This window comes from Bradyrhizobium sp. AZCC 1610 (genome assembly GCF_036924515.1).
In the GTDB taxonomy this organism is placed as follows: Bacteria; Pseudomonadota; Alphaproteobacteria; order Rhizobiales; family Xanthobacteraceae; genus Bradyrhizobium.
Map to the genome: position 1 here is coordinate 5936600 of NZ_JAZHRR010000001.1, position 25596 is coordinate 5962195.

General features: G+C 62.5%; 26 protein-coding genes. 8 read left to right on the top strand and 18 right to left on the bottom strand.

Translation table 11 applies throughout. The features are described from left to right. The first annotated feature begins 59 nt into the window (after positions 1-59). On the top strand, positions 60-935 hold the full coding sequence (locus tag V1279_RS29200) for an alpha/beta fold hydrolase (protein ID WP_334443096.1): 876 nt from the start codon (positions 60-62) through the stop codon (positions 933-935). 49 nt (positions 936-984) lie between these two features. Here the strand turns inward: V1279_RS29200 and pal are convergent, their stop codons facing one another. The 7 genes from pal to tolQ all read right to left on the bottom strand — a co-directional run bounded on the left by pal (position 985) and on the right by tolQ (position 8763). Next, entirely contained in the window at positions 985-1476 is a 492-nt protein-coding gene (gene pal, locus V1279_RS29205) for a peptidoglycan-associated lipoprotein Pal (RefSeq protein ID WP_334443098.1), read from the bottom strand. Between the two features lie 240 nt (positions 1477-1716). After that, positions 1717-2457, bottom strand: coding sequence for an N-acyl amino acid synthase FeeM domain-containing protein (locus tag V1279_RS29210; protein WP_334443100.1), 741 nt, complete (start codon positions 2455-2457; stop codon positions 1717-1719). Between the two features lie 168 nt (positions 2458-2625). After that, positions 2626-4959: a putative bifunctional diguanylate cyclase/phosphodiesterase gene (locus V1279_RS29215; RefSeq protein WP_334443102.1), complete on the bottom strand. Its 2334-nt coding sequence runs from the start codon at positions 4957-4959 to the stop codon at positions 2626-2628. 181 nt (positions 4960-5140) lie between these two features. After that, positions 5141-6478, bottom strand: coding sequence for a Tol-Pal system beta propeller repeat protein TolB (gene tolB / locus V1279_RS29220; protein ID WP_334446615.1), 1338 nt, complete (start codon positions 6476-6478; stop codon positions 5141-5143). 71 nt (positions 6479-6549) lie between these two features. Continuing rightward, positions 6550-7488, bottom strand: a complete 939-nt coding sequence (locus V1279_RS29225) for a cell envelope integrity protein TolA (RefSeq protein ID WP_334443105.1) — start codon at positions 7486-7488, stop codon at positions 6550-6552. 47 nt (positions 7489-7535) lie between these two features. After that, the gene (locus V1279_RS29230) at positions 7536-8012 is read right to left on the bottom strand and encodes a biopolymer transporter ExbD (protein WP_334443108.1); all 477 of its coding nucleotides are present in this window, start codon (positions 8010-8012) and stop codon (positions 7536-7538) included. Positions 8013-8049: 37 nt separating this feature from the next. Next, on the bottom strand, positions 8050-8763 hold the full coding sequence (tolQ, locus tag V1279_RS29235) for a protein TolQ (protein WP_334443111.1): 714 nt from the start codon (positions 8761-8763) through the stop codon (positions 8050-8052). A 1207-nt stretch (positions 8764-9970) separates the two neighbouring features. Between tolQ and V1279_RS29240 the strand changes: the two genes are divergently transcribed. After that, positions 9971-11236 (top strand): serine hydrolase domain-containing protein, encoded by a 1266-nt coding sequence (locus V1279_RS29240; RefSeq protein ID WP_334443113.1) that lies wholly within the window; start codon positions 9971-9973, stop codon positions 11234-11236. A gap of 36 nt (positions 11237-11272) precedes the next feature. Here V1279_RS29240 and V1279_RS29245 read toward each other — a convergent pair whose 3' ends face one another. Further along, complete coding sequence (locus V1279_RS29245) at positions 11273-12037, bottom strand: serine O-acetyltransferase (protein WP_334443114.1); 765 nt, start codon at positions 12035-12037, stop codon at positions 11273-11275. Positions 12038-12426: 389 nt separating this feature from the next. Here V1279_RS29245 and V1279_RS29250 point away from each other — a divergent pair, with 389 nt between their 5' ends. Further along, positions 12427-12879, top strand: coding sequence for a hypothetical protein (locus V1279_RS29250; protein WP_334446616.1), 453 nt, complete (start codon positions 12427-12429; stop codon positions 12877-12879). Positions 12880-12945: 66 nt separating this feature from the next. Here the strand turns inward: V1279_RS29250 and V1279_RS29255 are convergent, their stop codons facing one another. Continuing rightward, complete coding sequence (locus V1279_RS29255; RefSeq protein WP_334443115.1) at positions 12946-14382, bottom strand: MFS transporter; 1437 nt, start codon at positions 14380-14382, stop codon at positions 12946-12948. A gap of 131 nt (positions 14383-14513) precedes the next feature. Between V1279_RS29255 and V1279_RS29260 the strand changes: the two genes are divergently transcribed. Further along, positions 14514-15410: a LysR substrate-binding domain-containing protein gene (locus V1279_RS29260; RefSeq protein WP_334443118.1), complete on the top strand. Its 897-nt coding sequence runs from the start codon at positions 14514-14516 to the stop codon at positions 15408-15410. A 137-nt stretch (positions 15411-15547) separates the two neighbouring features. On the opposite strand, the gene V1279_RS29265 is transcribed toward V1279_RS29260, so the two are convergent. From V1279_RS29265 to V1279_RS29305, 9 genes are all read right to left on the bottom strand, one after another. Next, a complete protein-coding gene (locus tag V1279_RS29265) occupies positions 15548-16033 on the bottom strand; it encodes a DUF2852 domain-containing protein (protein WP_334443121.1) in 486 nt (161 codons plus the stop codon). Between the two features lie 109 nt (positions 16034-16142). Then, complete coding sequence (locus V1279_RS29270) at positions 16143-16871, bottom strand: TetR/AcrR family transcriptional regulator (RefSeq protein ID WP_334443123.1); 729 nt, start codon at positions 16869-16871, stop codon at positions 16143-16145. A gap of 121 nt (positions 16872-16992) precedes the next feature. Next, the gene (locus tag V1279_RS29275; RefSeq protein ID WP_334443125.1) at positions 16993-17358 is read right to left on the bottom strand and encodes a hypothetical protein; all 366 of its coding nucleotides are present in this window, start codon (positions 17356-17358) and stop codon (positions 16993-16995) included. Between the two features lie 86 nt (positions 17359-17444). Continuing rightward, the gene (locus V1279_RS29280) at positions 17445-17870 is read right to left on the bottom strand and encodes a YciI family protein (protein ID WP_334443128.1); all 426 of its coding nucleotides are present in this window, start codon (positions 17868-17870) and stop codon (positions 17445-17447) included. 33 nt (positions 17871-17903) lie between these two features. Next, positions 17904-18320, bottom strand: a complete 417-nt coding sequence (locus V1279_RS29285; RefSeq protein ID WP_334443130.1) for a YciI family protein — start codon at positions 18318-18320, stop codon at positions 17904-17906. Between the two features lie 230 nt (positions 18321-18550). After that, a complete protein-coding gene (locus tag V1279_RS29290) occupies positions 18551-19744 on the bottom strand; it encodes a serine hydrolase domain-containing protein (protein WP_334443132.1) in 1194 nt (397 codons plus the stop codon). Positions 19745-19816: 72 nt separating this feature from the next. After that, positions 19817-20188: a nuclear transport factor 2 family protein gene (locus V1279_RS29295; RefSeq protein WP_334443134.1), complete on the bottom strand. Its 372-nt coding sequence runs from the start codon at positions 20186-20188 to the stop codon at positions 19817-19819. 13 nt (positions 20189-20201) lie between these two features. Continuing rightward, the gene (locus V1279_RS29300; RefSeq protein WP_334443136.1) at positions 20202-20855 is read right to left on the bottom strand and encodes a glutathione S-transferase family protein; all 654 of its coding nucleotides are present in this window, start codon (positions 20853-20855) and stop codon (positions 20202-20204) included. A gap of 111 nt (positions 20856-20966) precedes the next feature. Continuing rightward, entirely contained in the window at positions 20967-21512 is a 546-nt protein-coding gene (locus V1279_RS29305; RefSeq protein ID WP_334443138.1) for a dihydrofolate reductase family protein, read from the bottom strand. A gap of 115 nt (positions 21513-21627) precedes the next feature. Between V1279_RS29305 and V1279_RS29310 the strand changes: the two genes are divergently transcribed. The 4 genes from V1279_RS29310 to V1279_RS29325 all read left to right on the top strand — a co-directional run bounded on the left by V1279_RS29310 (position 21628) and on the right by V1279_RS29325 (position 25585). After that, positions 21628-22125 carry a winged helix-turn-helix transcriptional regulator gene (locus V1279_RS29310; RefSeq protein ID WP_334443140.1) on the top strand — a complete coding sequence of 166 codons (498 nt, stop codon included), beginning with the start codon at positions 21628-21630 and terminating at the stop codon, positions 22123-22125. A 214-nt stretch (positions 22126-22339) separates the two neighbouring features. Continuing rightward, positions 22340-24016: a methyl-accepting chemotaxis protein gene (locus V1279_RS29315; RefSeq protein WP_442894835.1), complete on the top strand. Its 1677-nt coding sequence runs from the start codon at positions 22340-22342 to the stop codon at positions 24014-24016. A 162-nt stretch (positions 24017-24178) separates the two neighbouring features. After that, complete coding sequence (locus V1279_RS29320; RefSeq protein WP_334443145.1) at positions 24179-24967, top strand: SDR family NAD(P)-dependent oxidoreductase; 789 nt, start codon at positions 24179-24181, stop codon at positions 24965-24967. A gap of 180 nt (positions 24968-25147) precedes the next feature. Continuing rightward, the gene (locus tag V1279_RS29325) at positions 25148-25585 is read left to right on the top strand and encodes a hypothetical protein (protein WP_334443148.1); all 438 of its coding nucleotides are present in this window, start codon (positions 25148-25150) and stop codon (positions 25583-25585) included. The last annotated feature ends 11 nt before the right edge of the window (positions 25586-25596 follow it).

A 25596-nucleotide genomic window follows, 5' to 3' on the forward strand; every position in this document is an offset into this window, starting at 1 on the left:
CGCTGCAAGACAAGCCGCCCGATCCGGCCGTCCGTTCACAAATCGAGGGAGACCCGCTCATGCACGTGTCTGTGAACGGGGTGCGGCTGTTCTTCGATGTCGAGGGCGCGAAACTGGTGCCCGACGGCCCGGTGATGCGGGAAAAGCCGACCCTCCTCCTGCTGCATGGCGGCCCCGGCTTCGACCATTCGATTTACAAGCCTGCCTACTCCGCCTTGTCCGATGTCGCCCAGATTGTCTATCTCGACCATCGCGGCAACGGCCGCAGCGAGGACGGTCCTCGAGAGGCCTGGAACCTGACGCAATGGGGCGACGACGTGCGCGCCTTCTGCGAGGTACTTGGCATCATCGATCCGATCGTGCTCGGCGCATCCTTCGGCGGGATGGTCGCGCTGGCCTATGCCACGCGCCATCCCGACCACCCGTCGAAGCTGGTGCTGATCAGCACCGAAGCCGCTGGAGACACCTATCTTGACCGGCGCGTGGCGCTGTTCGAGCGCTTCGGCGGGCCCGAAGTGGGCGCGCTCGCGCGCAGCAGGTTTCTGGACGTCGACAGCCCGAGGGATCAGGCGGCAGTCGACGCTTGGCGAAGACTCGCCTTCCCCGTCTATACGAGGACGCCGCGCGACCCAAACCTCGGAAGCCGTACGGTCGGAAAGCCGGCGGTGGGGCTGCACTTTTCCGCAAAACCGGGTGGCGAGAGCCACACCTTCAACATGTTCCCGGACCTCCATCGCATCCAGTGCCCTACCCTCGTGATGGGTGGTGAGGACGATCCGATGCATCCGATCGAGAGCCAGGCGGATATTGCGGCCGCACTGCCGGCCCATCTGGTGCAGTTCGAACGATTTGCGAACTGCGGGCATGCCGTGGTGCCCGATGCGCCTGAACGGGCGATAGCGGTGATCCGGAACTTCATCGCCCGTCCAAAATAAAACCGGCGCCCGAAGGCGCCGGTTTTGAATTTTGCGAAAGGCCGAAGGCTTAAGCGCCGGCGTTCAACACTGTAACGGCGCGGCGGTTCTGCGACCAGCAGGAGATGTCGTTACAGACCGCCACCGGGCGCTCCTTGCCGTAGGAGATGGTGCGCATGCGGTTCGGATCGATGCCGCGCGAGGCGAGATAGCTGCGCACCGACTGGGCGCGCCGCGCACCGAGCGCGATGTTGTATTCGCGGGTGCCGCGCTCGTCCGCATGGCCTTCGATGGTGAAGGAGTAGCGGTTGTAACTCTGCAGCCACTGCGCCTGCTTCTCCAGCGTGGCGATCGCCTGCGGGCTCAGCTCGGTCTGGTCGCTCTCGAAGAACACGCGGTCGCCGACATTGACCACGAAATCCTGCTGGCTCCCCGGGGTTGCCGCGCTCGCCATCGCGCCATCGGCGCCGACGTTGTTCTTGGCGCAGGCGCCCATCGACAGCGCCACCGCGACCAAGGCCGCCAGCTTCCATCCCTGGAGGATGCGCATCTGATATTTCATTCCGGAGCCTCCACGCTCACGTTTTCGACTGTTATCGGTCTACAGGGCGATGGTTAAGCGAACGTTCCGTCAACCTTGATGGAACCTTGCCAGACCCGATCAAATGCCGACAACCCGTGAAAAGCGACCGCGATAGTTAATGGTTTGTAAATGTGGCGCGACGGTGAAGGCAAGTGCCAATCGGCCCAAAAACCCGCAGTGAGGTTAGCTTTCAGCCAGAAATCCCCGTGGCACGCAGGTTCAGGCGTTCGGCACAATCGAGGGCCGTTCGAAGGGTGTAACGACCGCGTTGGAAAAAAAACTGCGCTCGGCCCGGCGCTCGAACAGCATCCGTCGCTCAAAGGCGCTCGAGCGCATAATGGGAAAACGGGTCAAGACACGTTCCCGCACGGCCGGAAAATCGCAGGCCATCAATGCCACTTTTTTTAATACGTTCGGAAACGAACGCGGTTCGGCAATGGTCTCCTGCAGAAAGACCCGGCGATAAAACGCCTGATGCTCGGCACGAACTTGCGCGAGCCCGGTATCGGCGTTGAAATACTCACATGCCAGATAGGCCAGCCGCACGGTCAGATAGGGGAGTTCCGGAAACCGCTGGGCTTTTTCGGGATCTGCAACAAATCGAGCCGGGTCGATGATAACTTCGCCTCGGTCGAGGCGACGGTGAAGAACATCGCCGAACAATTCGGTTGCATAGGACGTCCTCGATTCCGGCGTCAGGACGTGGAGGCGGAGGGAACTGCAGAGTTCGCCGTCAACATAGATTCCGAATGTCCAGGCGTTGGGCGCATCGTCATAACGATCGCTGACGCGCTGAGACTCTGACGGCAGGATCAATCCGCCATGCAGATAGGCCCTGTAACGCATCAAATAAAGAGCGTCCCTTTCCTCGGGAGTTTCGATGACTCGGTAGTCGACGCGATCAAATAGCCCTGCCCCCCGCACAAAGAGCGGCTTGCGCGGTTCGGCTCCAGCCTTCATCTGATGCTCCTAGCCTTCCAACAACTTCCACGAGTGAAAGAAAAGATTAACGCCTCCTTAACAAAATTGCAAAGGCTTAGCCACGTTAAGGTTACCCTTGTGGGCCCGCAAAAACCCGGAGGAGCCGTGTCGAGAGCACGAACAAAAGCGGGACTGATTAGCTTGAAGTCAGGCGATCGATCGCGAAGATACCGCGACGATTTGGTCGTCCGGCGGGCGGCGGCCGTGCGAGGCATTGAGCAACTGACGAACCCGCACCGCGGGCACCGGCGGACTGAACAGGTAGCCTTGCGCCTCGGTTATCGCGCCGTCGGCGCTGATCAATTCGAGCTGCTCGTTGGTCTCGATGCCCTCCACCACCACGGACATTCCGAGGTCGGCCGACAGCCGCGCCACGCCGCGCAGCAGCGTCAACGGACGGTCGCTGTCGATGCCCTCGAGGAACGAGCGGTCGATCTTGACCTTCTGCAACGGGAAGTTGTGCAGATAGCTCAGGCTGGAATAGCCGGTGCCGAAGTCGTCGAGCGAGATCCGCACGCCGAGCGAATGCAACTGCGACAGCACGTCATGCGTGAGCTGCGTGTTCCGCAGCAGCGAGGATTCGGTGATCTCGATCTCCAGCCGGTTAGCCGGCAGGCCGGAGACCTCGAGCGCGTAGCGGACTTCGCTCAGCACGTCGCGCTGATGGAATTGCTGCGGCGAGAAGTTGACCGCGACGCTGACGCCTTCGGGCCATTTCATGCATTCCATGCAGGCCTTGCGCAAAATCCAGCGGCCGAGATCAACGATCAGGCCCATGTCCTCGGCGACCGGAATGATATCGGTCGGCGAAACCGTGCCGCGAACCGGATGATTCCAGCGCAACAGCGCCTCGCAGGTGGATATCCGTCCCGACTTGAGATTGACCAGCGGCTGGAAGAACAGCTCGAACTCCTCGTTGGCCAGCGCCTTGCGCAGGTCCAGTTCGAGGATGCGGCGAGATTCGACGACCTGCGCCATCTCGTCGCGGAAGAAGCAGAAGGTGCCGCGGCCGTCGGCCTTGGCGCGGTACAGCGCCATGTCGGCATTCTTCAACAGCGTGTCGGCGCTGACGCCGCGCGAGGTCATGGCGATACCGATGCTGGCGCCGATTTCGACCAGATGATTGTCGATCTTGTAGCGCTCGCTCAGGCGATCGACGATGCGCCGGGCGAGACCGGCAGCGTCGTCAGAGGAATGGATGTTCTGCTGGAACACCACGAACTCGTCGCCACCGAAGCGAGCCACGAAATCCTCGGGCCGCAGCATTTCACGCAGGCGACCAGCCACGGCGCACAGCAACTGGTCGCCGCAGGGATGACCGAGCGTGTCGTTGACCTGCTTGAACTGGTCGAGGTCGATGAACAGCAATGCCGATAGCTGTTCGGCGCCCTGCTGGGCCGACAGAAGATGTCCGATCTCGTCGCGGAAATTGACCCGGTTGGGAAGGTCGGTCAGTTCGTCGTACCGCGCCAGATGACTGATCTTGGCTTCGGAGGTGCGCCGCTCGGTAATGTCTTCCAGGAGCACGACTGCGCCGCCGCCAGCCATCGGTTGGAAGGTCCAGGATAGCGAACGGTTTCTGGTGAGGTCGGGGTCGGCGGTGACAATGTCCTTGGCCTGCGAATTCTCGATTTCGGCGAGGATCATTTGTCCACTCGCCGCCGAGATCGATCCGGCACTCACGCAGTCGGCGATGATGTCGGCCGCGTTCGCGCCCCGCTCCACGAGATCTTCAGACAGATCCATCATTTCGCAGAAGCGGTGATTCATCACCGCAAGTTCTCCGTCGCCGCGGAACATGCACAGACCGTGGGGCATGTTGTTCAAAGCAGTATCGAACTGTCCGGCGAGCGCCGCCTCGCGCTCGCGCGCCAGAAGCGCCCGCAAGAATATGCGGTGCAAATTGGCCGACATCTGCATGACAACGACAAGGAATGCGGCGGTGATAACTGACATAGCGACGTAATAGGGCGTGCCACGCAGCGCCAGCGCGATCACGGTTGGACCGAAGGCAAGTGCAGCCTGCAACTGGAATATCCATTGGCGTCCGTAGGCCCTGCCTGCACCTCCCGACACGACCCCGGTAATAACGGACAAACAAATCATGTGGGCGACGGCATCGTCGCTGCTCAGCATAGTGACGGCGCCCCATATGCCGATTGCAGCGGCTTGGATCATCGCCCCGATTTGATATCGCTTTTTCCACCGTTCAGCTTCTTCGGCCGTGAGGCTCGCTTTGCGCGCTTGGTACCGTTGCAAATCGAAAGCCCGGATCGCTCCGGCCATCAGGAGCAATCCGACACACGCCCAGATCAGATTTTCGTCGGTCTTCAGCGCGGTCAGGCTGGCCGCGACCGCCAGGAAGAAAATACCTACATGCACCGGACCTTGAGTGTCGAAGAGCGAATCGATCAGCGCCGCCGAAATCTTCGGCGATATCTGTCGCTGATCAGACTCTCCGCTCTGGCTTGCGAGCTGCATATCGGGAACGCGCGTCCTGTTAGGGTACGTAGTTCTACCCTTCGCAGATGAAGTCTTTCTGAGGGAACATCGTTACCGGAACGTTGCTATTGCTTGGTGAATGAAAAAATATGCCAGAAAAATCAGTGGGCTAGGCAATGTTTGCCGGTTAACGAGCGCGCTCTCGCCCGGCCGGGTTCCATTATGACAACAGCGGCGACCATGCCGGATCGGAGGCGAAACCAGGCGTTGGCACCCGCAATTCGTTACGACCTGAAATATCGACCGTGTACAGCGAGGGCCCGGCGCTGCCGCCGGGCTCGCGGAAGAACATCACAACCCGGCCGTTCGGCGCAAAGGTCGGCCCTTCATTATGGAAGCCCGAGGTGAGGATCCGTTCGCCAGAACCGTCGGTCTTCATGATGCCGATCGCGAACTGTCCGCCGCCCTGCTTGGTGAAGGCGATGTAGTCGCCGCGCGGCGACCAGACTGGCGTCGAATAGCTGCCCTCGCCGAACGAGATGCGCTGCGCCCCGCCGCCGGTGGCCGCCATCGTGTAGATCTGCGGCTTGCCGCCGCGATCGGATTCGAAACAGATCCGGCTGCCGTCGGGCGAATAAGACGGCGAGGTGTCAATCGCCGGCGTGTCGGTCAGCCGCGTCGTCGATTTCGAACGCAGATCCATCACGAACAGGTTCGAGTTGCCGCCCTGCTGCAGGCTCATGATGATGCGCTGGCCATCCGGCGAGAACCGCGGCGAGAACGACATGCCGGGAAAATTGCCGACGATCTCGCGCTGCCCGGTCTCGACGTTGTACAGGTAAACGCGCGGATCGCCCTGGCCGAACTCCATATAGGTGATCTCTTGCGTCGACGGCGAGAACCGCGGCGTCAGCACCAGCTCGGAGCCCTTGGTCAGGTATCGGACATTGGCGCCGTCCTGATCCATCAGCGCCAGTTGCTTGATGCGCCGCTCCTTGGATCCGTGCTCGTGGACGAACACGACGCGGCTGTCGAAATAGCCCTTCTCGCTAGTCGCGCGTTCGTAGATCTGGTCGGAGATGATGTGGGCGATCCGCCGCCAATATTCCGGCGAGGTCTGGTATTGCTGGCCGGCCATCTGCTGCTGGGTGTTCACGTCCCAGAGGCGGAATTCGGCTTTCAGACGGCCGTCGCCCTGCCGAGTCATCCGGCCGGTCACCAGATACAGCGCGCCTATCTGCTTCCAGCTCTGGAACTGCGGCGGATTGTCGGGATTGGTGATCCGCTCGATGAACGCAGCCGGATCGATCGGCGCGAACAGCCCGCTGCGCTTGAGATTGTTGGTGATGACCTGCGACACGCCGACGCCGACCTCGGCGTCACCCGGCGTGCCCGCCACGAAATTCGATATCGCGATCGGCTGAGGCGTAAACTCACCTTCGGGAATGGGGATCCGCTTCGGCGCCTGCGCAAATGCGCTGCGAAGCGGCGCGGCCGTGACCGTGCCAAGCGCGGCCATTCCGGAAATGATCTGCCGGCGGCTCAGGCGGAACGGCATGTTCGGCAATCCATCTTTGTCAGTCATCGCTTCAATCTTGCTCATGTGCGATCGCCAATCGGCGATCACGGTCAGACTTTTTCCTTGAACACCGGCGCGAAATATTTCCATTCCTCGTAAAGCGCCGCCGGCAATTTGTACGGCTGGCATTCGAGGATCGCGCGTAACGCGCTCTCCTGATAGACGCGCAGGAAAGGCGTCGCCGGAACGCCTTCCGGAACCGGCGAGCCTTCAAGGGTGCCGTCGCGCTTCAGACGAATGGCAAACGCAACCTCAGGCTTCTGCGATTCGATTCCGCCATAGGGTTTTTTCCAGCACCGTTCGACCTGCCGCTGAAACATCGCGCCCCAGGTCGCGGAATTGTCCGCAGCCGCGCCCTTCGAGGTGCCGAGCGCGGCATTGGAATTCAGCGTGTCGCCGGTCGTGGCCTGACGCGACGGGTCACGCTTGTCGAGCAGAGCGGCGATCTGATTCTGATCGAAGTGCCGTTCGACAATCCTCTTCTGCGGCTCCGGCGGCTTCGCCGCCTGCACCGGCTTCGGCGGCGGCTTCTTCTCTTCCTTCTTGATCGCTTCCGCGATCGGATCGGGCTTGACCGGATCCGGCTTCTTCTCGATCGGCTTCGGCTCTTGCTTCGGCTCTTCCTTCGGCTTCTCGACGACCTTCGGCGGGTCGGGCTTCTTCTCGACCGGCTTCTCCTCGACCTTCGGCTGCGGCGGCGGCGCGGTCTCGGTCACGACCGGCGCCTTATCGGTGATCTTGCCGACGGCATCGTCGACCGGCTTGGCTTCGGCGACCTTCTCGACCAGCGGCTTCGGGTTTTCCTTCTTGCCGGTCTTCATGCCCGCCATGACCTTGGCAAGCTGATCGGGAGAAATGACATCGACCGCTACCGAATCTTCCGGCTGCATTTCGAGCGCCTTGGTCGAGAACGACAGCATCACCCACCCCAGCACGAGGACGTGCAGGGCAACCGATGCCAGAACCGTCTTGTCGACCTTGACGTTCACTTGAGCTTTCCCGCTCCGTCCTCAGCCGTCGCGCGCCGCTGCATGGCTCAGGAGCCCTGCTCCGGCACGATGACGATATTCGCCTTGAACCCCGCCGTCCGAATATACCCCAATAATTTCATCATATCCGTGTAACAGACGTCCTTGTCGCCGCGCAGGTATACCACGCTCTCGGCCTCCGACCGGGTCTCCCGGATCGCCTTGATCTTGGGCAGCAGGTCGTTGGCCGAAATCAGCGTGTCCCCGAGATAGAGTTCGACGTTCGAATTGCAGGCCCCGCCGGTGCGCTTGACCGACAATGTGAGCGGCGGAGCGTTGGCCGCGAGCGACTTGCCGCCGCTGGCAACCGGCAGATCGATATCGATGGTCGACGTCATCAGCGGCGCCGCCACCATGAAGATGATGAGCAGCACCAGCATCACGTCGACCATCGGCGTGACGTTGATCTCCGCCATCACGGCGGCGCGACGCCGGCCGCGGCGTCCACCGCCGCCACCCGCCGAACCTGCCATGTTCATCGCCATGATCTTGATCTCACGATGCGCTCGTCATTTGCCGTCCTCACGCCCGCTCGTCGATCTGGCGGGACAGGATGGCGGAAAACTCGTCGGCGAAGCCTTCCAGCCGCTGCGCCTGCCGGTTCACCTCGGACGTGAACTTATTGTAGAAAATGGTCGCCGGGATGGCGGCGATGAGACCGATAGCGGTCGCAAACAGCGCCTCGGCAATGCCGGGCGCCACCACCGCGAGCGAGGTGTTTTTCGAGGCTGCGATCGACTGGAAGCTCGACATGATGCCCCAGACGGTTCCGAACAGGCCGACAAAGGGCCCCGCGGAGCCGACCGTCGCCAGCACCAGCAGCCGCCGTTCCAGCCGCTCGACCTCACGCGCGATGGAGACGTTCATCACCTTCTCGATCCGCATCTGCAGGCCGGCAAAGGAGCGTGACTGGCTCTCGAAGGAGCGCTTCCACTCGCGCATGGCCGCGACGAAACACGCCGCCATCGACTGCGTCGGTTTGGCTGACAGCGCGCGGTAAAGTTCCTCGATCGACTGACCGGACCAGAACGCCTGTTCGAAGCGGTCCATGGCGCGCTTGGTGCGCGAATAGAGGAAAATCTTGTCGATCGCGATCGCCCAGACCCAGACCGAGCAGGCCAGGAGTCCCATCATGACCGTTTTCACGACCCAGTGGGCCTGCATGAACAGCGCAATCAGCGACACGTCGGCGGAGACCAACGGCAGGGCTGCCGGAGCCACGTCGGCGGGATTCATGAGCGGTATCCTCTCAACGCAAGTGTCCCTATTTTCCTCCGGGAGCAAATGGCTGCCGGTACCACAGCCGCGCGTCGGGCGCGGCGATTTGCGCCAGCGCGAGAGCCTCTCTTGGTGTCGCATGGGGGGCCCGCCGAAAGCCGGGCCTTGCTTCCCCTGCCAACATGTCAAAACGAGGGCTATCAGCGCGTCATTCCGTCCCTAACCAGACGCTAAGCATAGTTAACACTTGGTTACTAAAGGGAAATGTGGCTGCCGTAAATCGAGGCAGGCCGGGCGGTTACAGGGCCCGGGGCCCGGGTTCCATGCCCGGATAAGTGGTCCCGGAAGGTGGCCTCGCCCTTCGAAACGGCCGCGCCGCGGCTGCCCCCAGGGTGAGCGGATGGAGCGAGGCCAGCTCTCTCCACGTCATTGCGAGCGCAGCGAAGCAATCCATCTTTCGGTGCATGGGGTGACAATGGATTGCTTCGCTTCGCTCGCAATGACGGTGGATACAGCTTCACGTTCTCGCGGCGCATTGCGCCCGAGGTTTGCACTTGAACTGTACCCTCGAGAACAGAGGGCGCAGGGAAGACCGGGTGCTTGCTGCACCCGCGGTCTCGCGTGCGATTTGCGCAAACAAAACTGCACACGAGCATACAGGGCAGCGGGAGCATTCCGGCCTTCCCTGCGCAATGGCTTTACGGCTTACTTCGAGCTCTCCCCGGTGAACGGCTTTCTTGCCACCGTCGCTACGCAGAAACTTCTGCGTAGCTTAACGCCAGCACCGCGGCGTCCGGACCACACGACTTCGCCGTACGCTTCAGGCGCGTACGTCTAGCGCGCCCTCCGCGTCCATCGCATCTCACCGCACGTTCGTGACGATCGCGAGCGCCCCTCATCTGCCGTGAGACGGGCGGAGTTATGCCGGTGATTTGGCCTGCATGTTAAGCGAAATATTTTTGCGCGCCAATCTGGATGACCCAAATCGCGTTGAAATGGCTGCTGGAATTCGCCTTTGCGCGCAGCGTCTTTGGCAACCATTGAACGCGCGACGGCGCAGTCGGTGCTTGCTGTTTTGCCCGTCGGGCAGCGCGGAACAAATTTTGCGACGGCCGGACAACCGCCCTGCTTCAACGCTCGCCTTGTCGCTCGGACGGGCGTGATCTAAACATGACGCCAACCATAATAAGCGTGCGAGCCTGATCCGCATTCGAGGGAGAAGACAATGAAGGCATTCATGATGGCCGCGGCGGTTGTTGCCGGCATCGCTGCCAATGCGGCGAATGCCGCGCCACTGCCCGAGGCAAAGCCGGATGACGTGGGATTTTCGCAGCAAAGACTGGCCCGCCTGGACGATTTTTTCGCCCGCGAGATCGCCGCGAAACGTGTGCCCGGCGCCGTGGTTGCGATAGCTCGCGACGGAAAGCTCGTTCAGTACAAGGCGTACGGCCAGCTTGATCCAACCAAAGGCACGCCGATGCCGCTGGATGCCGTGTTCGCGCTTGCCTCCATGACCAAGCCGATGGCCGCCGTCGCGGGCCTGACACTTATGGAACAGGGCCGCCTGGCTCTTCAGGCAAAGCTTGCCGACTACTATCCCGCGTTCGCCGAGATGAAGGTCGGCGTACCGCAGGCGGACGGTTCGCTGAAGCTCGAAGCGCAGGTTTCACCGATCTACATCCACGACCTTTATCGACACACATCCGGCCTGATGTATGGAGGACGCCCGGACAGCTCGAGCCCGGTAGCGCGGCAGTACCCGGACGGGACGGCGCCGGCGATCGAGGGCGATACGCAGGCGTTCATCGATCGCATCACGAAGCTGCCGCTGGCGCACCAACCGGCGACGGTTTTCGAGTACGGCTTCTCGATCGATGTGCTCGGCGCGGTTGTTGAAAAGGTGAGCGAGCAGCGGCTTGGCGACTACCTGGCCGGCAATGTGTGGCAACCGCTCGGCATGAGGGACGCCACGTTCCACCCCACGGAGGCGCAGCGCGCTCGTCTTGCCCGGCCATTTCCCAATGACCCGCTGACGGGCAAGCCGCAGGCGATCAAACTTCTCGATACACCAACGAAGTTCGACTGCGGTGGCGCCTGCGCATTTGCAACCGTGGGCGACTACGTACGCTTTGGGCAAATGCTGCTCAATGGCGGCGAACTCGACGGTCAGCGCATTCTCGGGCCCAAGACCGTGCATCACATGGTCTCCAACCACCTTGGGCCGGAGATCAGGAACAACGTGGCCAACGTGGAGCCGCATCGCGGTGGTTTTGGCTTCGGCCTTGGAGTGGCCGTGCGCACCAGCGAGGGTCTGTCCTCGGTTCCGGGCAATCCCGGCGAGTTCACCTGGAATGGCGCTTATGGCACGCAGTTCTTCTGCGACCCGAAGGAGCGCCTTGTCGTCGTCGTGGGAACGGCGGCGCCCGGCGAACTTCGGAAGTACTATCGTGAGCAGGTCCAAGACATCGTCTACGGCGCCATGGTGCGGTAAGCTTTCTCGCAGACTTTGGTGTACACGGCCCCGGCGTCAGGCTGGGACCTCTGTCTCCGGGCAATTGGTCAACCGCGCGGGAACGCCGACGGCGGTGCAGCCGGACGGCACGTCATGTTCGACGACCGCGCCGGCGCCGATCTTGGCGAAATCGCCGATGCTGATACCGCCGATAATGGTCGATCCGGCGCTGAGCAAAACGCCCCTGCCGATTTTTGGCGCGCGGTCCGGTTCCGAATGCTTCCGGCCGATGGTGACGTTCTGCAGGATCGTCACCTCGTCGCCGATCGCGGCGAAAGCACCGATGATGATGCCGGTGGCGTGATCGAGAAACACCGACGTTCCGATCGATGCTGTGGGGTGAATGCTGACCTGAAGCTGATCGGACGACAGGCTTTGCAACAGCAACGCCAGATCGCTGCGGCGCTGGCGCCAGAGCCAGTTGGAGACGCGCCAGGCCTGCAGCGCGACGTAGCCCTTGAAGTTCAACAGCGGCGGCAGAAGTGCCGTCGTCGCGGGGTCGTGAGCGGCGATGCTCTGCAGGTCGCGGCTCGCGGCATCGATCAGATCGGGTGAACTGCCGAACGCGTCCCGGGCAAGCTGCGCAAACCGCGTACGATCCGCCGGACTCCTGCCGAGCCGCTCGCCGATCTGGTGCGCCAGTGCGTGAGCGAAGTCAGGATGATCGAGAATGGCCGTTGATAGCGCCGCGCCGAATACCGGGTCGCGCGCCACCGCGCTTTCCGCTTCACGCCGGATCGAGTGCCAGAGCCGATCGACAGGCATTTCATTCTGGATCATGGCGGCCGCCCCGGATCAGTGCTGGCTCGTAACATATGTCGGCTGTCGAACAACGCCAAACGTCTGCTTCGGGTCCGAAGCCGAAATGCGAGTGTCCTTCGATCGCCAGGAGTTTTCCCCGCCATCGGGCCGGCTTTGGTAAACGCCTCCGAACACCTGACTACCGCTGTCCCCACATCCGGCGCATGTTCGCCATCGGCGGCGTCTCCTTGGCGGTTCCAGAATTAACCTGGATCGCGGACGTAAAGCTTAACTAGCAAGCTTACCAAAGGGATTCTGTTGCTCGCTTCCCCAGAGCAACTAACCACTTCGACTACATTGCGAAAGATTTTTGCCCGCTCACAAGGAGCATTGCCATGGTGCAATCAACGAAACAGCCGATTTTGGACGTGATCGATATTGAGCGCGAAATCGAGGAAGAATTTCGAAAGCTGCCACCGACTCGCGAACCCCAGCCGACCGATTTCGCGCCGCCTTCCGTAAGCGCCCCGGATCTGGCGATGCCGGATTATGTCGAGCATCGCGACGGGGCCACGGAGATCGGCAAGCTGTCGGCGGAAGCGGTTGTCCGCGAATATGAAGCTGCGGCGAAAGACATCGAGGAGCTAGGCGTTGAGCTGATCGGGCAGGTCAAGCGATGCGAGGCCATGAGCCAGGAGGCGCTCGCCGTGATCGAGGAGCTGAAGGAAACCGCAGGGCAGTACCGCGAGGAGGCCAAGCGCGTCTTCCTTCAAATCGAGAACTGTTCGTTGGTGACGGCGGAGGTGCGCAAGACCTGCGCTGCAATGAAGGAAAAGATCGCAGCTCCGGGCAAAATTGAAACTCAAGCCAAAGAGAAGTGAACCTCGACACCCGGGGGATGGCGAGTCCCGGCGCCGACGTATGGATCGTGCTCGCCCTCGCCTATCTCAACGGATGGGGGTGACGGCCGGTCGGCAGGTCGCGCTGCTACGTGACGCGACCGCTTGCGCGGGCAGCAAGGCGAGCGCCGCGACCAGTCCGGCTATCGATGCAATCGCGGCTACCGAAAACAGCCAGACATAACCGATCGCCCATCCGTCGGCATGGAGCACCGCGCCGAGAACGGCGATACCGACTGCGAAGCCGGCCTGGCGCATGACGACGGTCACGGCAGATGCCATGCCGGCTTGATCGGGAGGCACCAGCGCAACGACTGCGCCCGACAGTTGGGGGTGGGCGAGCGCGACACCAAACCCGATGGCGACCATGCCGCAGAGGATCGGAATCATCGGCGGTGCTGCGCCGCCCGACATGAGCGCGATCGCAATGGCGACGTTGCCCGCTGCCACGATTGCAAGCGCCAGGGCGAAATGCAGCCGCCATCCTATTCGGCCGACAAGCCAGCCGCCCAACGGCGGCAGGAACAGCATCGGCAGCGTGGCCGTCAGGAGCGCGATACCGGCCACTTCCGAGGACCAGTGGAAGGCCGTCGCGAAGAACAGCGGCAAATAGACGAGCACCGCCCAATAGCCGACTGAGACGGCGAACAGGAGTATCGCAATCCCGATCATTGCTCGCTGAACGAATACGTCGGGATCGAGGATCGGTTTGTCGAGGCGCCTCTGCTGTGTCGCGAATACAGTAAGCAGCAACGCACTCAGCGCGACCCCGCCGGTCAGGTGCGCGATCGAGGTGCGACCGAGCAGCAGCGCCTCCACCAGCACAGCCAACGCAGTGGTGAGTAGCAGGACACCCAGGATGTCGAGCGGCCGGGGCACCATCTCGCGCACTTCCGGGACCAGCCGCGGCACGCCCCATGCGACCAAGGCGCAGGCCGGCAAGTTGATGAGGAAGATCCAGCGCCAACCGATCCATGATGAGACAAGGCCACCGATGGTCGGACCAAGAGACATGGCGATGCCGGACATGACGCCGAGCCAGGCGAATGCGCGCGTACGCGCCTGCGTTTGCGCATAGACGGTCGCGATCAGCGCGATGCCGCCGGTCATGATGAATGCGGCTCCAATACCCTGCAGGGCGCGGGCAGCCCATAATGTCGGTCCGTCCCAGGCCATCCCGCACGCCAAGGACGCGAGAGCAAAAATGCCGTTGCCGGCGAGCATCGCCCGCCGCCGCCCATACCGATCCGCCAACGCCCCCGCAAAGAGCAAGGCGCCTGTGAACGCCAGGCTGTAGGCGTCCATGACCCAGGCATATCCAGCCACGCCGAACCCGAGGTGACGTGCGACCGCCGGCAAGACAATGACCACCGCCGTCACGTCAAAGTTGGCGAGGAAAGCCGCCATCCCCAGAAGCAGCGCCGGCGCCATGGATGGTGCAGGCTGAGCATTGTCACTGTCGGGCATGTTCGTCGGCGGTTTCATCGGGCGATCTCGGAGCTGTGCGGCGACTACTGGTGTCTTGAGCCGCCGCAGTACGCCAACGCTAATTGTTCACATCGGCATGAATCTCCTTCATAGTCTCGCGCATGCGTGCCCTTCCCCCTTTTGATGGTTTGATCGCGTTCGACGCGGCTTTGCGTCACCGCAGCATGACGCTCGCGGCTGGTGAGTTGGGGCTCACGCAGAGCGCGATCAGCCACCGGCTGAAACGGCTCGAGGCCTTTGTCGGCGCGCCGTTGTTGAACCGCACCGGGACCGGCCTTTTGCCGACGCCGGCCGGCGTGACCTTGGCCGAGGGGTTGGGGCGGATGCTCGACGAGATGGCGGAGCTGCGCGCCCGCTCGCGTGCGACGGTGCAGCCGGCGACGCTAAAAATCGGGCTCGGCTCCGCCCTCGCGGACTACTGGCTGGTCAGGCGTCTGCCGGCGTTTGCGTCCGCCCATCCGGACGTGGCGATCGAACTCTTCATCATCGAAAGCGATGTTCAGGCGCGCGCACTTGATCTCGACGTGCAAATCCGGTGGCTGCCCAAGGCCAGCGCGCGCGCGACCTCGACCCAACGCCTGCTATTCGACGAGATGGTTTTCCCGGTCGCCACCCCGTCGCTTCTGCCGCGCGGGCGGCCCTTGAAGGATCCGGGCGCACTCGGCACCTTGCCGATCCTGCACAAGGGTTACGTGGGCCGGAACGATGGCGCGGAGTGGTCGTGGCCGGTCTGGTTCGAGCGGCTCGGGATCGCGGCTCCCGCTCCGGCCGGGCTTCGCTTCGACAATCTCGGTACCGCAATCGCTGCTGCCTTGCAGGGCAGCGGCGTCGTCCTGGGCCGGTCACTGCTGGTTCACGATGCCCTCGCGGAGCGGCGACTTTGCCGCGTCGTGTCGTCAGGCTGGGATATGGCGTCCAGCAAAGCGCATATTGTCCGCTGGCCCGCGGCGCTCGCCAACGACAAACGAGTTGCACGGTTCGTCGCCTGGATTGCAAAGGAGGCGGCGAAAACATCTCTTCGATGAAGGCGCGTCACCGCCGATTTCGGGTGTGTAAAAAACAAACCGCCCACCTGCTCTCGCAGATGGGCGGCTGTATCGCCATCAGGCATCATGGGGGCATCACGCCTGAGGCTGAACTCTCACTCGCGACGCTGTTCGCTTTAGCCCTGCTGCGGCTGGTCGTTCGGCGGGGTCGGACGCGGCTTGTGCTGCGCCATGAACTGGTCGAACTCTTCCTTGTCCTTGGCGTGACGCAGGCGGTCGAGGAAATTCTTGAACTCGACCTGCTCTTCCTCGAGCCGGCGCAGGGTTTCCATGCGGTACTCGTCGAAGGCGCGGTTGCCGCTCGTGGGCGGACCGAAGCCGAAGCCGCCAAAGCCACGGCCTTCCATGCGATTGCGCATCCGGTCCATCTTGTACTGCATCCGCTCCATCTTGTTCTGCCAGCGATCACCGTTGCTCCAGCAACCCATTTTTCTGCTCCCTAGTGTGAAAAAGAGGAGGGCAAGCCCGATCGGCCACCAAATGATGAAGCCGAGGATGGTCACCGCGATCCAGCCGGGGTGCCAGGGGCTCTCAAGCATATGCGGACGATAGTTCTCTTCCCTCGGGCCGCGCCATCGATTGACATCTGCGGTGTAGGCCATTTCCCTCTCCATGACGGCGATCACGCCGTTGTGAATGTAAATAACATTTACATACCTAAACCATCCACGATTTTTGTCAAGCGGGCGGCTCGCCGCACCGTCGAAAATTTTATTTGGGAGTTCCCCAAGGGCCTGAAGGTCCACCGCCGGCAGGCGGCACCGGTGGCGGGCCTGGCGGCTTCTGGTCCGTTGGCCGGCGGTCGGTCGGGAAGCCGAGGCCGCGCAGGTAAATCAGCACTTCGGCTTCCAGCAGTTCCTCCGGCGACATCGGCAGTTTTCGCCGCGCGGCGTCGCCGCGGCCGAACAGCGACGCGACCCCGTGCGACATCGACCATATATGCAGCGCCATCATCATCGCCGGCGGCCGCGGCATGCCGGGCGGCGCCAGCGCAGCAAGTCGCTCGGCAGCAGCCCGGATGATGGCGAAGGCACGCTCACTGGCAGCCATCAATGTAGGATTTAAATCGACCGGAATGCCGGATTCGAACATCGCCGAATAGAACGCGGGCTCGTTGCGCGCGAAGGCGAGATAGGCCTTGCCGACCCGTTCGAACGCCGTAACCGTATCCGGCCGGCCGTCGTCCCAAGCCTGCGTCAGCAGCGCTTCGAACTGCTCGAAGCCACGTTGGGCGATCGAGGACAGCAGTTCCTCGCGGTCGCGGAAATGCCGGTAGGGCGCAGCGGGGCTGACGCCGGCCATCCGCGCGGCGTCGGCGAAGGTGAAACCGGCCGCGCCTTTTTCGGCAATCAGGCCGAGCGCCGCTTGCAGCAGAGCCTCTTTCAAATTGCCGTGGTGGTAGCCGCGCTCGCTGCGGCCTTGGTCCTTTCGCCAGCTCATGTGAAAGGCTTTTACATGAGCCGGGTGAAAAGGTCACTTATTTTGAGGCGTTAACTGGCGTTCATCAAGATTAACGGCATGCGGGGCGACGCAAATTCCGGACGATTCTAACCGCCCGGGTCTAACCGCCCGGGATCGGGAGGACCGGCATGATCTCCACGCGCTCGCCGGGAAAGATCGCAAAGTGCGGGTGGTTCTCGAACAGTTTCGCGGCGGCCTCATGCGAGCCGGCGCGCACCACCGCGAAGGCGCCCATTTCGTTGGCGATGTCAGCAACACCGCTTGAATCGATCTTCTTGGTCTTGCCGAGCGGGCCCCCGATGGCGACGAGCGCCGCCTGGTGCTTTTCGACCCAAGCCTTCCACGCCGCGATTCCCTGCTGCTCCCTGGCGCGCCGCTCAGCCTCAGGCAGCGCATTCCAGGCCGCCATTTTCGCACTGGTCTTGCTGCCGAGAAAGACGGCGAGGAACGTATCGTTGGCGCTCATGAGGTTTCTCCTCCCTTTGCGGTTGACGGATTGCGATAGACTCTCGACTTAATGGCGTGCGGAGCCCTGTTGCAGTGCCTCCGGACTCACCGTGCCTTGTGCGCATTTCCCTTCTGCAGCTCGTCGAAGCCTTTGGCCGCCTGTTGCACTTCTTCGGAGAAATCTTCGATCTCCTGCACCTGGCGGATTTCGATGATCTCGTTCTCGGAGGCCGGGCACTTCTTCGCCCAGGCGATTGCCTCCTCGCGCGACTTCACATTGATCATCCAGTAGCCGCCGAGCACTTCCTTGGCCTCGGTGAAGGGGCCGTCGGTGACGACAGGCTTGCCGGTGGCAAATGAAACCCGCGCCCCCATCGACGGCGGATGCAGCCCGTCGAGCGCGATCAGCACGCCGGCGTCTTTGAGCGCCTCGTTGTACTTCATCATCGCCTTGACCCGTTCGGGGTCGAGCTGGACGTCCGGCGGCGCGGTCTCATAGCCCACGGGGATCATCAGCATCATGAATCGCATGGTGGGTGTTCCTTGTTCTTTGGATGGCGATCGTCACTTCTTCGCGGTCTGCGTCCGCAGTCGCTCTTCCTGCTCGCGCAGTTCGGCGGTGAGCGCTTCGCCGAAATCCTCTGTCGTGAACACCTGGCGGATTTCGATCTCGTCGCTATCGAGGAACGGGGCGCGCTTCATCCACTCGATCGCTTCATCCAGCGATTTGGTGTTGATTAGCCAGAAACCCGCGACGAGATCGCCAGAGAGAGCGAACGGCCCACGGCTGACGTTGCCCTGCCCACTTCCATACGTGATCCGCACGCCCTTCGAGGTCGGATGCAGGCCCTCGCCGGCTTCCATGATTCCGGCCTTGGCCATTTCTTCGTTGAACTTGCCCATCGCGGTCAGCAGTTCCGTGCTCGGCATCACGCCGGCTTCCGAATCCTTGCTGGCTTTCACAATCACCATGAATCGCATCGCTGTTCTCCGTTTTGATCGTTTTGGGCCGGCTACTGCCGCGCCGGCCTTCGTCAACAAGACGAGCGGGCTTTTACGCCCCCGACATGTCAGTGGAAATTATTTTGGATCTAATTTGACCTTAGAGCGCGATGACTTCTCTTCGAGTCGTCATCCCGCTCTATCTTTTTGTTTGAGCATGATCTTTTCGGAAAACCGGTGTCCACTTTTCCGGATCATGCTCCTGGCCATCAATCGCCGATCGCCTGATAGGCGGAGGTCCAGAAGTCGGCCATCACACGCGGCGGTTGCGGCGATTCCATCATCCGCTGCGTCAACAGGATCCCCGTGAAACTCTCCCGCGGGTCGGAATACCACGAAGTTCCGTAGCCGCCGAACCAGCCGAAGTGACCCGGCACATGGGCGAGATCGTCACGCCCGGTGTACACAGAGAGCCCAAAGCCCCAACCCTTGACGTCGCCGAGGAACAGCTCGGAGCCCTGCTTCTGCGCGGGCGTGAGCTGATCGGCCGTCATCAGTTCGACCGACGGCCGCGACAGGATGCGCTCGCTTCCAAGCCGCCCGCCGTTCAACATCATCTGCGCAAAAGCGTTGAAATCATCGGCGGTCGACACCAGTCCACCGCTGCCATTCTCGAACACCGGCGGTTTTGCCCATCTGCCGGTGGCGGGATCGTCGAATACCTTCAATTCGCCGGTGGCGGGGTCCCGCGCATAGGCGGTCGCGAAACGCGCGCGGCGGGCTTCGGGCACGTAAAAGCCGGTATCCTTCATGCCGAGCGGCGCGAAGATGCGATCCTCGAGAAATTTAGCCAACGTCGTGCCCGCCACGCGCGCGATCAGCACGGAGAGGATTTCGGTGCCGCTGTTGTAGAGCCAGCGCTCGCCCGGCTGATAGATCAGCGGCAGCGTGCCGTAGCGCCGCATCAATTCGTCGGGCGGAAACGAAGGGAATACCGGCCCCGGCGCAAAGCCTGCTTCGGCGATCGCCTTCTGGATCGGATAGCGATCCGGAAACACCGTCAGCATGCCGAGACCGAGACGGAAGGTCAGGAGATCGCGCAGCGTGATCGCGCGTCGGGCGGGGACGGTATCATCGAGCGGCCCATCGACGGCGCGCAGCACCTTGCGGTCGGCCAACTCAGGCAGAAAGGAATCGACGGGGTCATCGAGCCGCAACTTGCATTCCTCGACCAGGATCATCGCGGCAACCGCCGTGATCGGCTTGGTCATGGAGGTGAGGCGAAAGATGGTATCGCGCTGCATCGGCGCGCCGCCGATCGCCATTTTGCCGATGGCATCGACGTGAAGCTCGCCACGGCGGCTGACCAGCGTCACCAGGCCCGGAATGTCACCGCTGGCGACATGGCCGGCCATGACGTCGTGCATGCGCTCCAGGCGCGGCTTCAAGAGGGCGTCGCTCATTCCTTGTTCCTTCCGTGATTCAAAGACAATCTGACGCAGGACGAACCGGCCTGCGCCAAACCGACAATCCGGTCAGGCCGATGGCTGCTTGACGAACGTGCCGTTCTCATAGGTCGCGCCGAAATAGACGTCGATGCGCTTCACCTTGTCGCCCTCGAAGACGAAAAATTCGGTATTGCGGAAAGTCTTTCCGCCTTTGGCGACGCAACGATAGGTCACGAAGGCCTCGTCGCCTTCGACGAAAATCCGCTCCAGCTCGTGCCGTTCGATCCAGTCGCTGCCGTTCCAGCACCGCTCGAAATAGGTCGGCTTGTCGATGTTGTCGTCGTAGGGACTGGTGAAGCGGAAATCATCGCTGAACGCGTTCTCGACGAACTTGCGGTCATCAGTCAGATAGGCCGCAAAGATGGCGCGGATCGTATCCGCCCTGCTGGTGGACGCCATTCAACGCTCCTTCTCAAGGCTCCTTGGGCACCATCTGGAAATAAGGCTCCGCCTCCTGCAACACGCGCGCGAATGACGGGCGCGCCTTCAACCGCTCCATATAGGCCGAAAGATTCTTATGCGCGTCGCCGAACGGCTCGGCCATGCTGCCGTAGAACAGCGACGGCGCGGCGGCGCAATCGGCAAGGGTAAAATCCTCGCCCATCGCCCAGCCGCCGCTTGCCATCTGCTGATCGATCATAGCGTAGGACGTCCGCAGTTGCGCCCTCGCCTCTCCGACGCCGTGTGGATCCGTCTTGCCCTCGGGCCGCAGCCGGTCAAGCATGATCTTCTGCATCGGCAGATGCACATAGAGATCGTAGAAGCGGTCACGCAACCGCGTCTGCAGGGCACGGCCGGACTCGTCGGGGATGAACCGGGTCCGGCCGCCATAGTTCCTGTCGAGGTATTCGATGATGATGCTGGACTCCGGCACGGTCTCGTTCCGCGCGTCGTCGCGCAGCACCGGAAATTTGCCTGTTCCCCACAGCTTCACCAGCGCTGCGCGCTCGGCGGGATTGCCGAGATCGACCAGGTTCGGCGTGAACGGAATGTCGTTCTCGTACAGCGCAATCAGCGCCTTCCAGCAGTACGAGGCCAGCGGGTGGAAATGCAGCGTCAGCGACATTGAAATCTCCCCTGTTGACGGGCCTTGCCCGCAACGTATTGACGGGCTTTGCCCGCAAAGTATTTGACGGGCCTTGCCCGCAAGGTATTGACGGCCCTGCCCGCAAGACGATCAGCTTGCGGGCACGTAGCGCAGGATCACGATGCCGGTCGATAGCGCCCGGCTGTCGATCAGCTTCAGCTTGCGCTTTTCGCCCGGCTTGAACAGCGGCGTTCCGCCGCCGAGAATGATCGGGTTCACCGCGATGCGAAGCTCGTCGATCAATCCGTGCGGGATCAGGCTGGCAGCGAGATCGGCGCTGCCGAACAGGAAGATATCCTTGGCGCTGTCGCGCTTCAGCCTGGCGACGGTCTCGGGGACGTCAGCGCTGAACATCTGCGTGTTGTTCCAGTCGGATTTCGTCACCGTGCGCGAAAAGACGTATTTCGGCGCGGAATTCATGAAATCGGCGACCTCGCCGGTCGCGCTCGGCCAGTGATTGGCCATCAGCTCGTAGGTGACGCGGCCGAACATCAATCCGCCGGCGGCGTTCAACTGCTCGATCGACAATTGCTCCAGTTCCTCGCCCCAGACGTCGGAATGCCAGGAGATATCCCGGTTCGGACCTTCGACGAACCCATCCAGCGTCATCAGGTTCCACATGATCAACTTCGCCATCGCGGCACCTCCTCTAAAAACCGATTGCGATTTGCAACCGGTTGTATCCTGAGACAACCGGTGCAATATTGCAAGCAGTTTTTAAGGGCGCCTGACCGCCCGTCTGGAACCGAACATGACCGACATCAGCCGCTCCGGCTGCCCGATCAATCTCTCGCTCGAAGTGCTTGGCGATAAATGGAGCCTGCTCATCATCCGCGACATGATGTTCGGCAACCGGCGGCATTTTCGCGAGCTGCTGACAAAGTCCGAGGAAGGCATCTCCTCCAACATTCTCGCCGACCGTCTGAAGACCCTGCTCGATGAGGGGATCATCACCCGCGAGGACGATCCCACGCACAAGCAGAAGGGAATCTATTCGCTGACGGAACAGGGCGTCGAGCTGTTGCCGATTCTCGCGCAGATGGCGGCCTGGGGTTACAAATATCTTCCCGTCAGCGAGGAGCTCGGCATCCGCGCGCGGCTGCTCAGCGAGGGCGGACCGAAAATGTGGGCCGAGTTCATGGATGAATTGCGCGAGAGCCATCTCGGCGTGAAGCGGCGCAGGCGAACGGGCCCGTCGATCGGCGAGCGACTGCAGGCGGCCTACGAAAGCGTCGTGAACGGAAGGTAGCCCGAATCGCGCGCCCGCCATGCTCGCGCGGCGGGCGGGTTGCGCGGATGTATCCTTAAGGTCCGCGTTATTTTGCGATGCTATCCGTCATCTTACGGAGAACAGCGTTAACGCATTCTTTCTTCCTTTGGTCAAACGTGGACCCTGGCAACGAGGCTCGAAAACGTTTGGTCGACAGCCTCATTATTTCACCTCGATCCGGATGAGGCTTTCCGTGTTTCAGTTTCTCAAGAACTCCTCTGCAGACAAGGCGCTGGCTGATGCGCTCGGCCGCTCGCAGGCCGTGATCGAGTTCGGCATGGACGGCACCATCCTCACCGCCAACGACAATTTCCTCAAAGCCCTTGGCTACTCGCTCGGCGAAATCCAGGGCAAGCGTCACAGCATGTTCGTCGATCCGTCGGAGCGCGACAGCGCGTCGTATCGTGATTTCTGGGCGGCGCTCAAGCGCGGCGAATACCAGGCCGCCGAATACAAGCGGATCGGCAAGGGGGCCAAGCAGGTCTGGATCCAGGCGACCTACAACCCGGTTCTTGACGGCAACGGCAAGCCTTTCAAGGTCGTGAAGTTTGCAACCGACATTACCGCGCGCAAGATCAAGAGCATGGAGGACGCCGGCCAGATCGCCGCGATCAACCGCGCGCAGGCGGTCATCGCATTCGAGATGGACGGCACCATCGTTACCGCCAATGAAAATTTCCTCAAAGCCCTCGGCTACACGCTCGCCGAAATCCAGGGCAAGCACCACAGCATGTTCGTGGACTCCTCGGAGCGCGACAGCGCGGCCTCCCGCGAGTTCTGGGCGCGCCTCAACCGCGGCGAAAACCAGTCGGCCGAATACAAGCGGATCGGCAAGGGCGGCCGGGAAGTCTGGGTCCTTGCCTCCTATAACCCGGTGCTCGACGAGAAGGGCAAGCCGTTCCGGGTGGTGAAGTTCGCCACCGACATCACCAGCCAGAAACTGGCGACTGCGGATCTCGCCGGCCAGATCGCAGCCATCGGCAAGTCGCAGGCCGTGATCGAATTCAACATGGACGGCACCATCATCGGCGCCAATCAGAACTTCCTCAAGACAGTCGGCTACGCGCTGGACGAAATCCGCGGCCGGCACCACAGCATGTTCGTCGATCCGTCGGAGCGCGACGGCGCGGCCTACCGCGAATTCTGGGCCGCGCTCAACCGCGGCGAATACCAGGCGGCCGAGTACAAGCGGATCGGCAAGGGGGCTAAGGAAATCTGGATCCAGGCGTCCTACAATCCGATCCTCGATCTCAACGGCAAGCCGTTCAAGGTCGTCAAATATGCCACCGACACCACCGCGCAGGTGCTGGTGCGCATGGGCAACGAACGCGTGCGCGGCATGATGGAAACGGTGGCCGCCGGCGCGGAGGAATTGAACGCCTCGGTTCGGGAAATCTCCGAAGCCATGACCAAGTCGCGCGAGACCGCGGCGACCGCGGTCGGGCGGGTCGAGGCGGCCGACACCCAGGCCAAGCGCCTGAACGAAGCGGCGCAGGCCATGAGCGGCATCGTGGAACTGATCGGCAACATCACCGGCCAGATCAACCTGTTGGCGCTCAACGCGACGATCGAATCGGCGCGTGCCGGCGAGGCCGGGCGCGGCTTTGCCGTGGTGGCTTCCGAGGTCAAGAACCTCGCCACCCAGGCCAAGCAGGCGACCGACAAGATCGGGCAGGAGATCGGAAATCTCAACGGCATCTCCGGCGACGTCGTCGGCGCGCTCGACAGCATCAGGCAGGCGATCCAGGGCGTCAGCGAATATGTCACGGCCACCGCAGCCGCGGTCGAGGAACAAAGCACCGTCACCAGCGAGATGTCCTCCAGCATGCAGCGCGCCGCCGCGGAAGCGAAGGCGATCTCGCAGCGGTAACGCTTCGCCATCGGCAGGCGCATTGACCCGATACGGGACTGCTCCCGTATCGTACCGGGCCTGCCCGACTCTGCATTGAATTTCACTGCGCCGCAGCCGGGACACGGAACGGGGCATGGGTTATACGAGCGGGAAATTCATCGCTCGCCAACGGACCCGCCCATGCCTCCCTCCCCGCAAAAAGTTACTCTCGTCACCGGCGCCGCGCGCGGCATCGGGCTTGCGACGGCCAAACGGTTTCTCGCCGAGGGCTGGCGGGTGGCGTTGCTCGACATCGAGGGCGAGTTGCTGCGGAGCGCGGTCGCAGGCCTCGCCGACCCCGACAACACGCTGGCGCTGCATTGCGACGTCTCCGATGCAATGGCGGTGGCGAATGCGATGGCGACGTTGAACCAGCGCTTCGGCCGACTCGACGCGCTGGTCAACAATGCCGGCATCGCGGTGTTCGCGCCGCTGCTCGAAACTTCGGACGAAGACTGGAGTCGGATCCTGGAGGTCAACCTCACCGGGCCGTTCCTGTGCACGAAAGCGGCCGCGCCGCTGATGCGCGAACATGGCGGCGGCGCGATCGTCAACATCACGTCGATCTCGGCGGTGCGTGCCTCGACGCTGCGCTCGGCCTACGGCACCAGCAAAGCCGGGCTGGCGCATTTGACAAAACAGCTCGCAGTCGAACTGGCCTCGCTCGGCATCCGCGTCAACGCCGTGGCGCCCGGCCCGGTCGAGACCGCGATGGCGAAGCAGGTCCATACGCCTGAGATCCGCGCCGACTATCACGACGCCATTCCGCTCAATCGTTACGGCCTTGAGGAGGAGCTGGCGGAAGCGATCTTCTTCCTGTGCAGCGATCGCTCGAGCTACATCACCGGCCAGATCCTCGCGGTCGACGGCGGTTTTGATGCCGCCGGCATCGGCCTGCCGACGCTGCGCGGCGCGCGGCGGAACGGGTGACGGATCCTTCTGCCCGTCCTTGACCAGGAGAGGGCTGGTGTGAGGGGTTCCCACAAGGCAAGAGCCGTGAAGGCATACCTCCGCCGGGGCCGGCGTCTCCGCCGCGGAGGATTGACGAAACTTGCCACATATCTCAGCGTAACTGGGCCGGAGGCAGGTTGTCTGACGAAGGAGCCGCGCATGCGAATGGCGGTCATCAAAGTAGTCGTTGCCACAGCCGCGCTGTTCGCGGCGATCCTGCCCGCGCGCGCTGAGATTCGCATTCTTGCGAGCCCCGGCGGGGCGGTCGGACCGTTTCTCGAACTGTTCGATCGGGTGCGCCAATCCGGCGAGCGGGTGGTGATCGACGGGCCATGCCTGTCGGCCTGCACGCTGTTGCTGATGACGATACCGGAGGAGCGCATCTGCGTAACCCGCCGCGCGGTGCTGGGATTTCATGCCGCTCGCTCGATCGACGGCCGTGGCCGGATCTACGCCGAACCGGAGGCCTCGCGCGCGGTGCAGGAAGCCTATCCGGCGGCGGTGCGGGACTGGATCAGCCGCCGCGGTGGATTGACGTCGCGGCTGCTGCTGTTGCGCGGGCGCGAACTCGCCGCGATCTATCCGCGGTGCAGATAGGATTTGTAGGA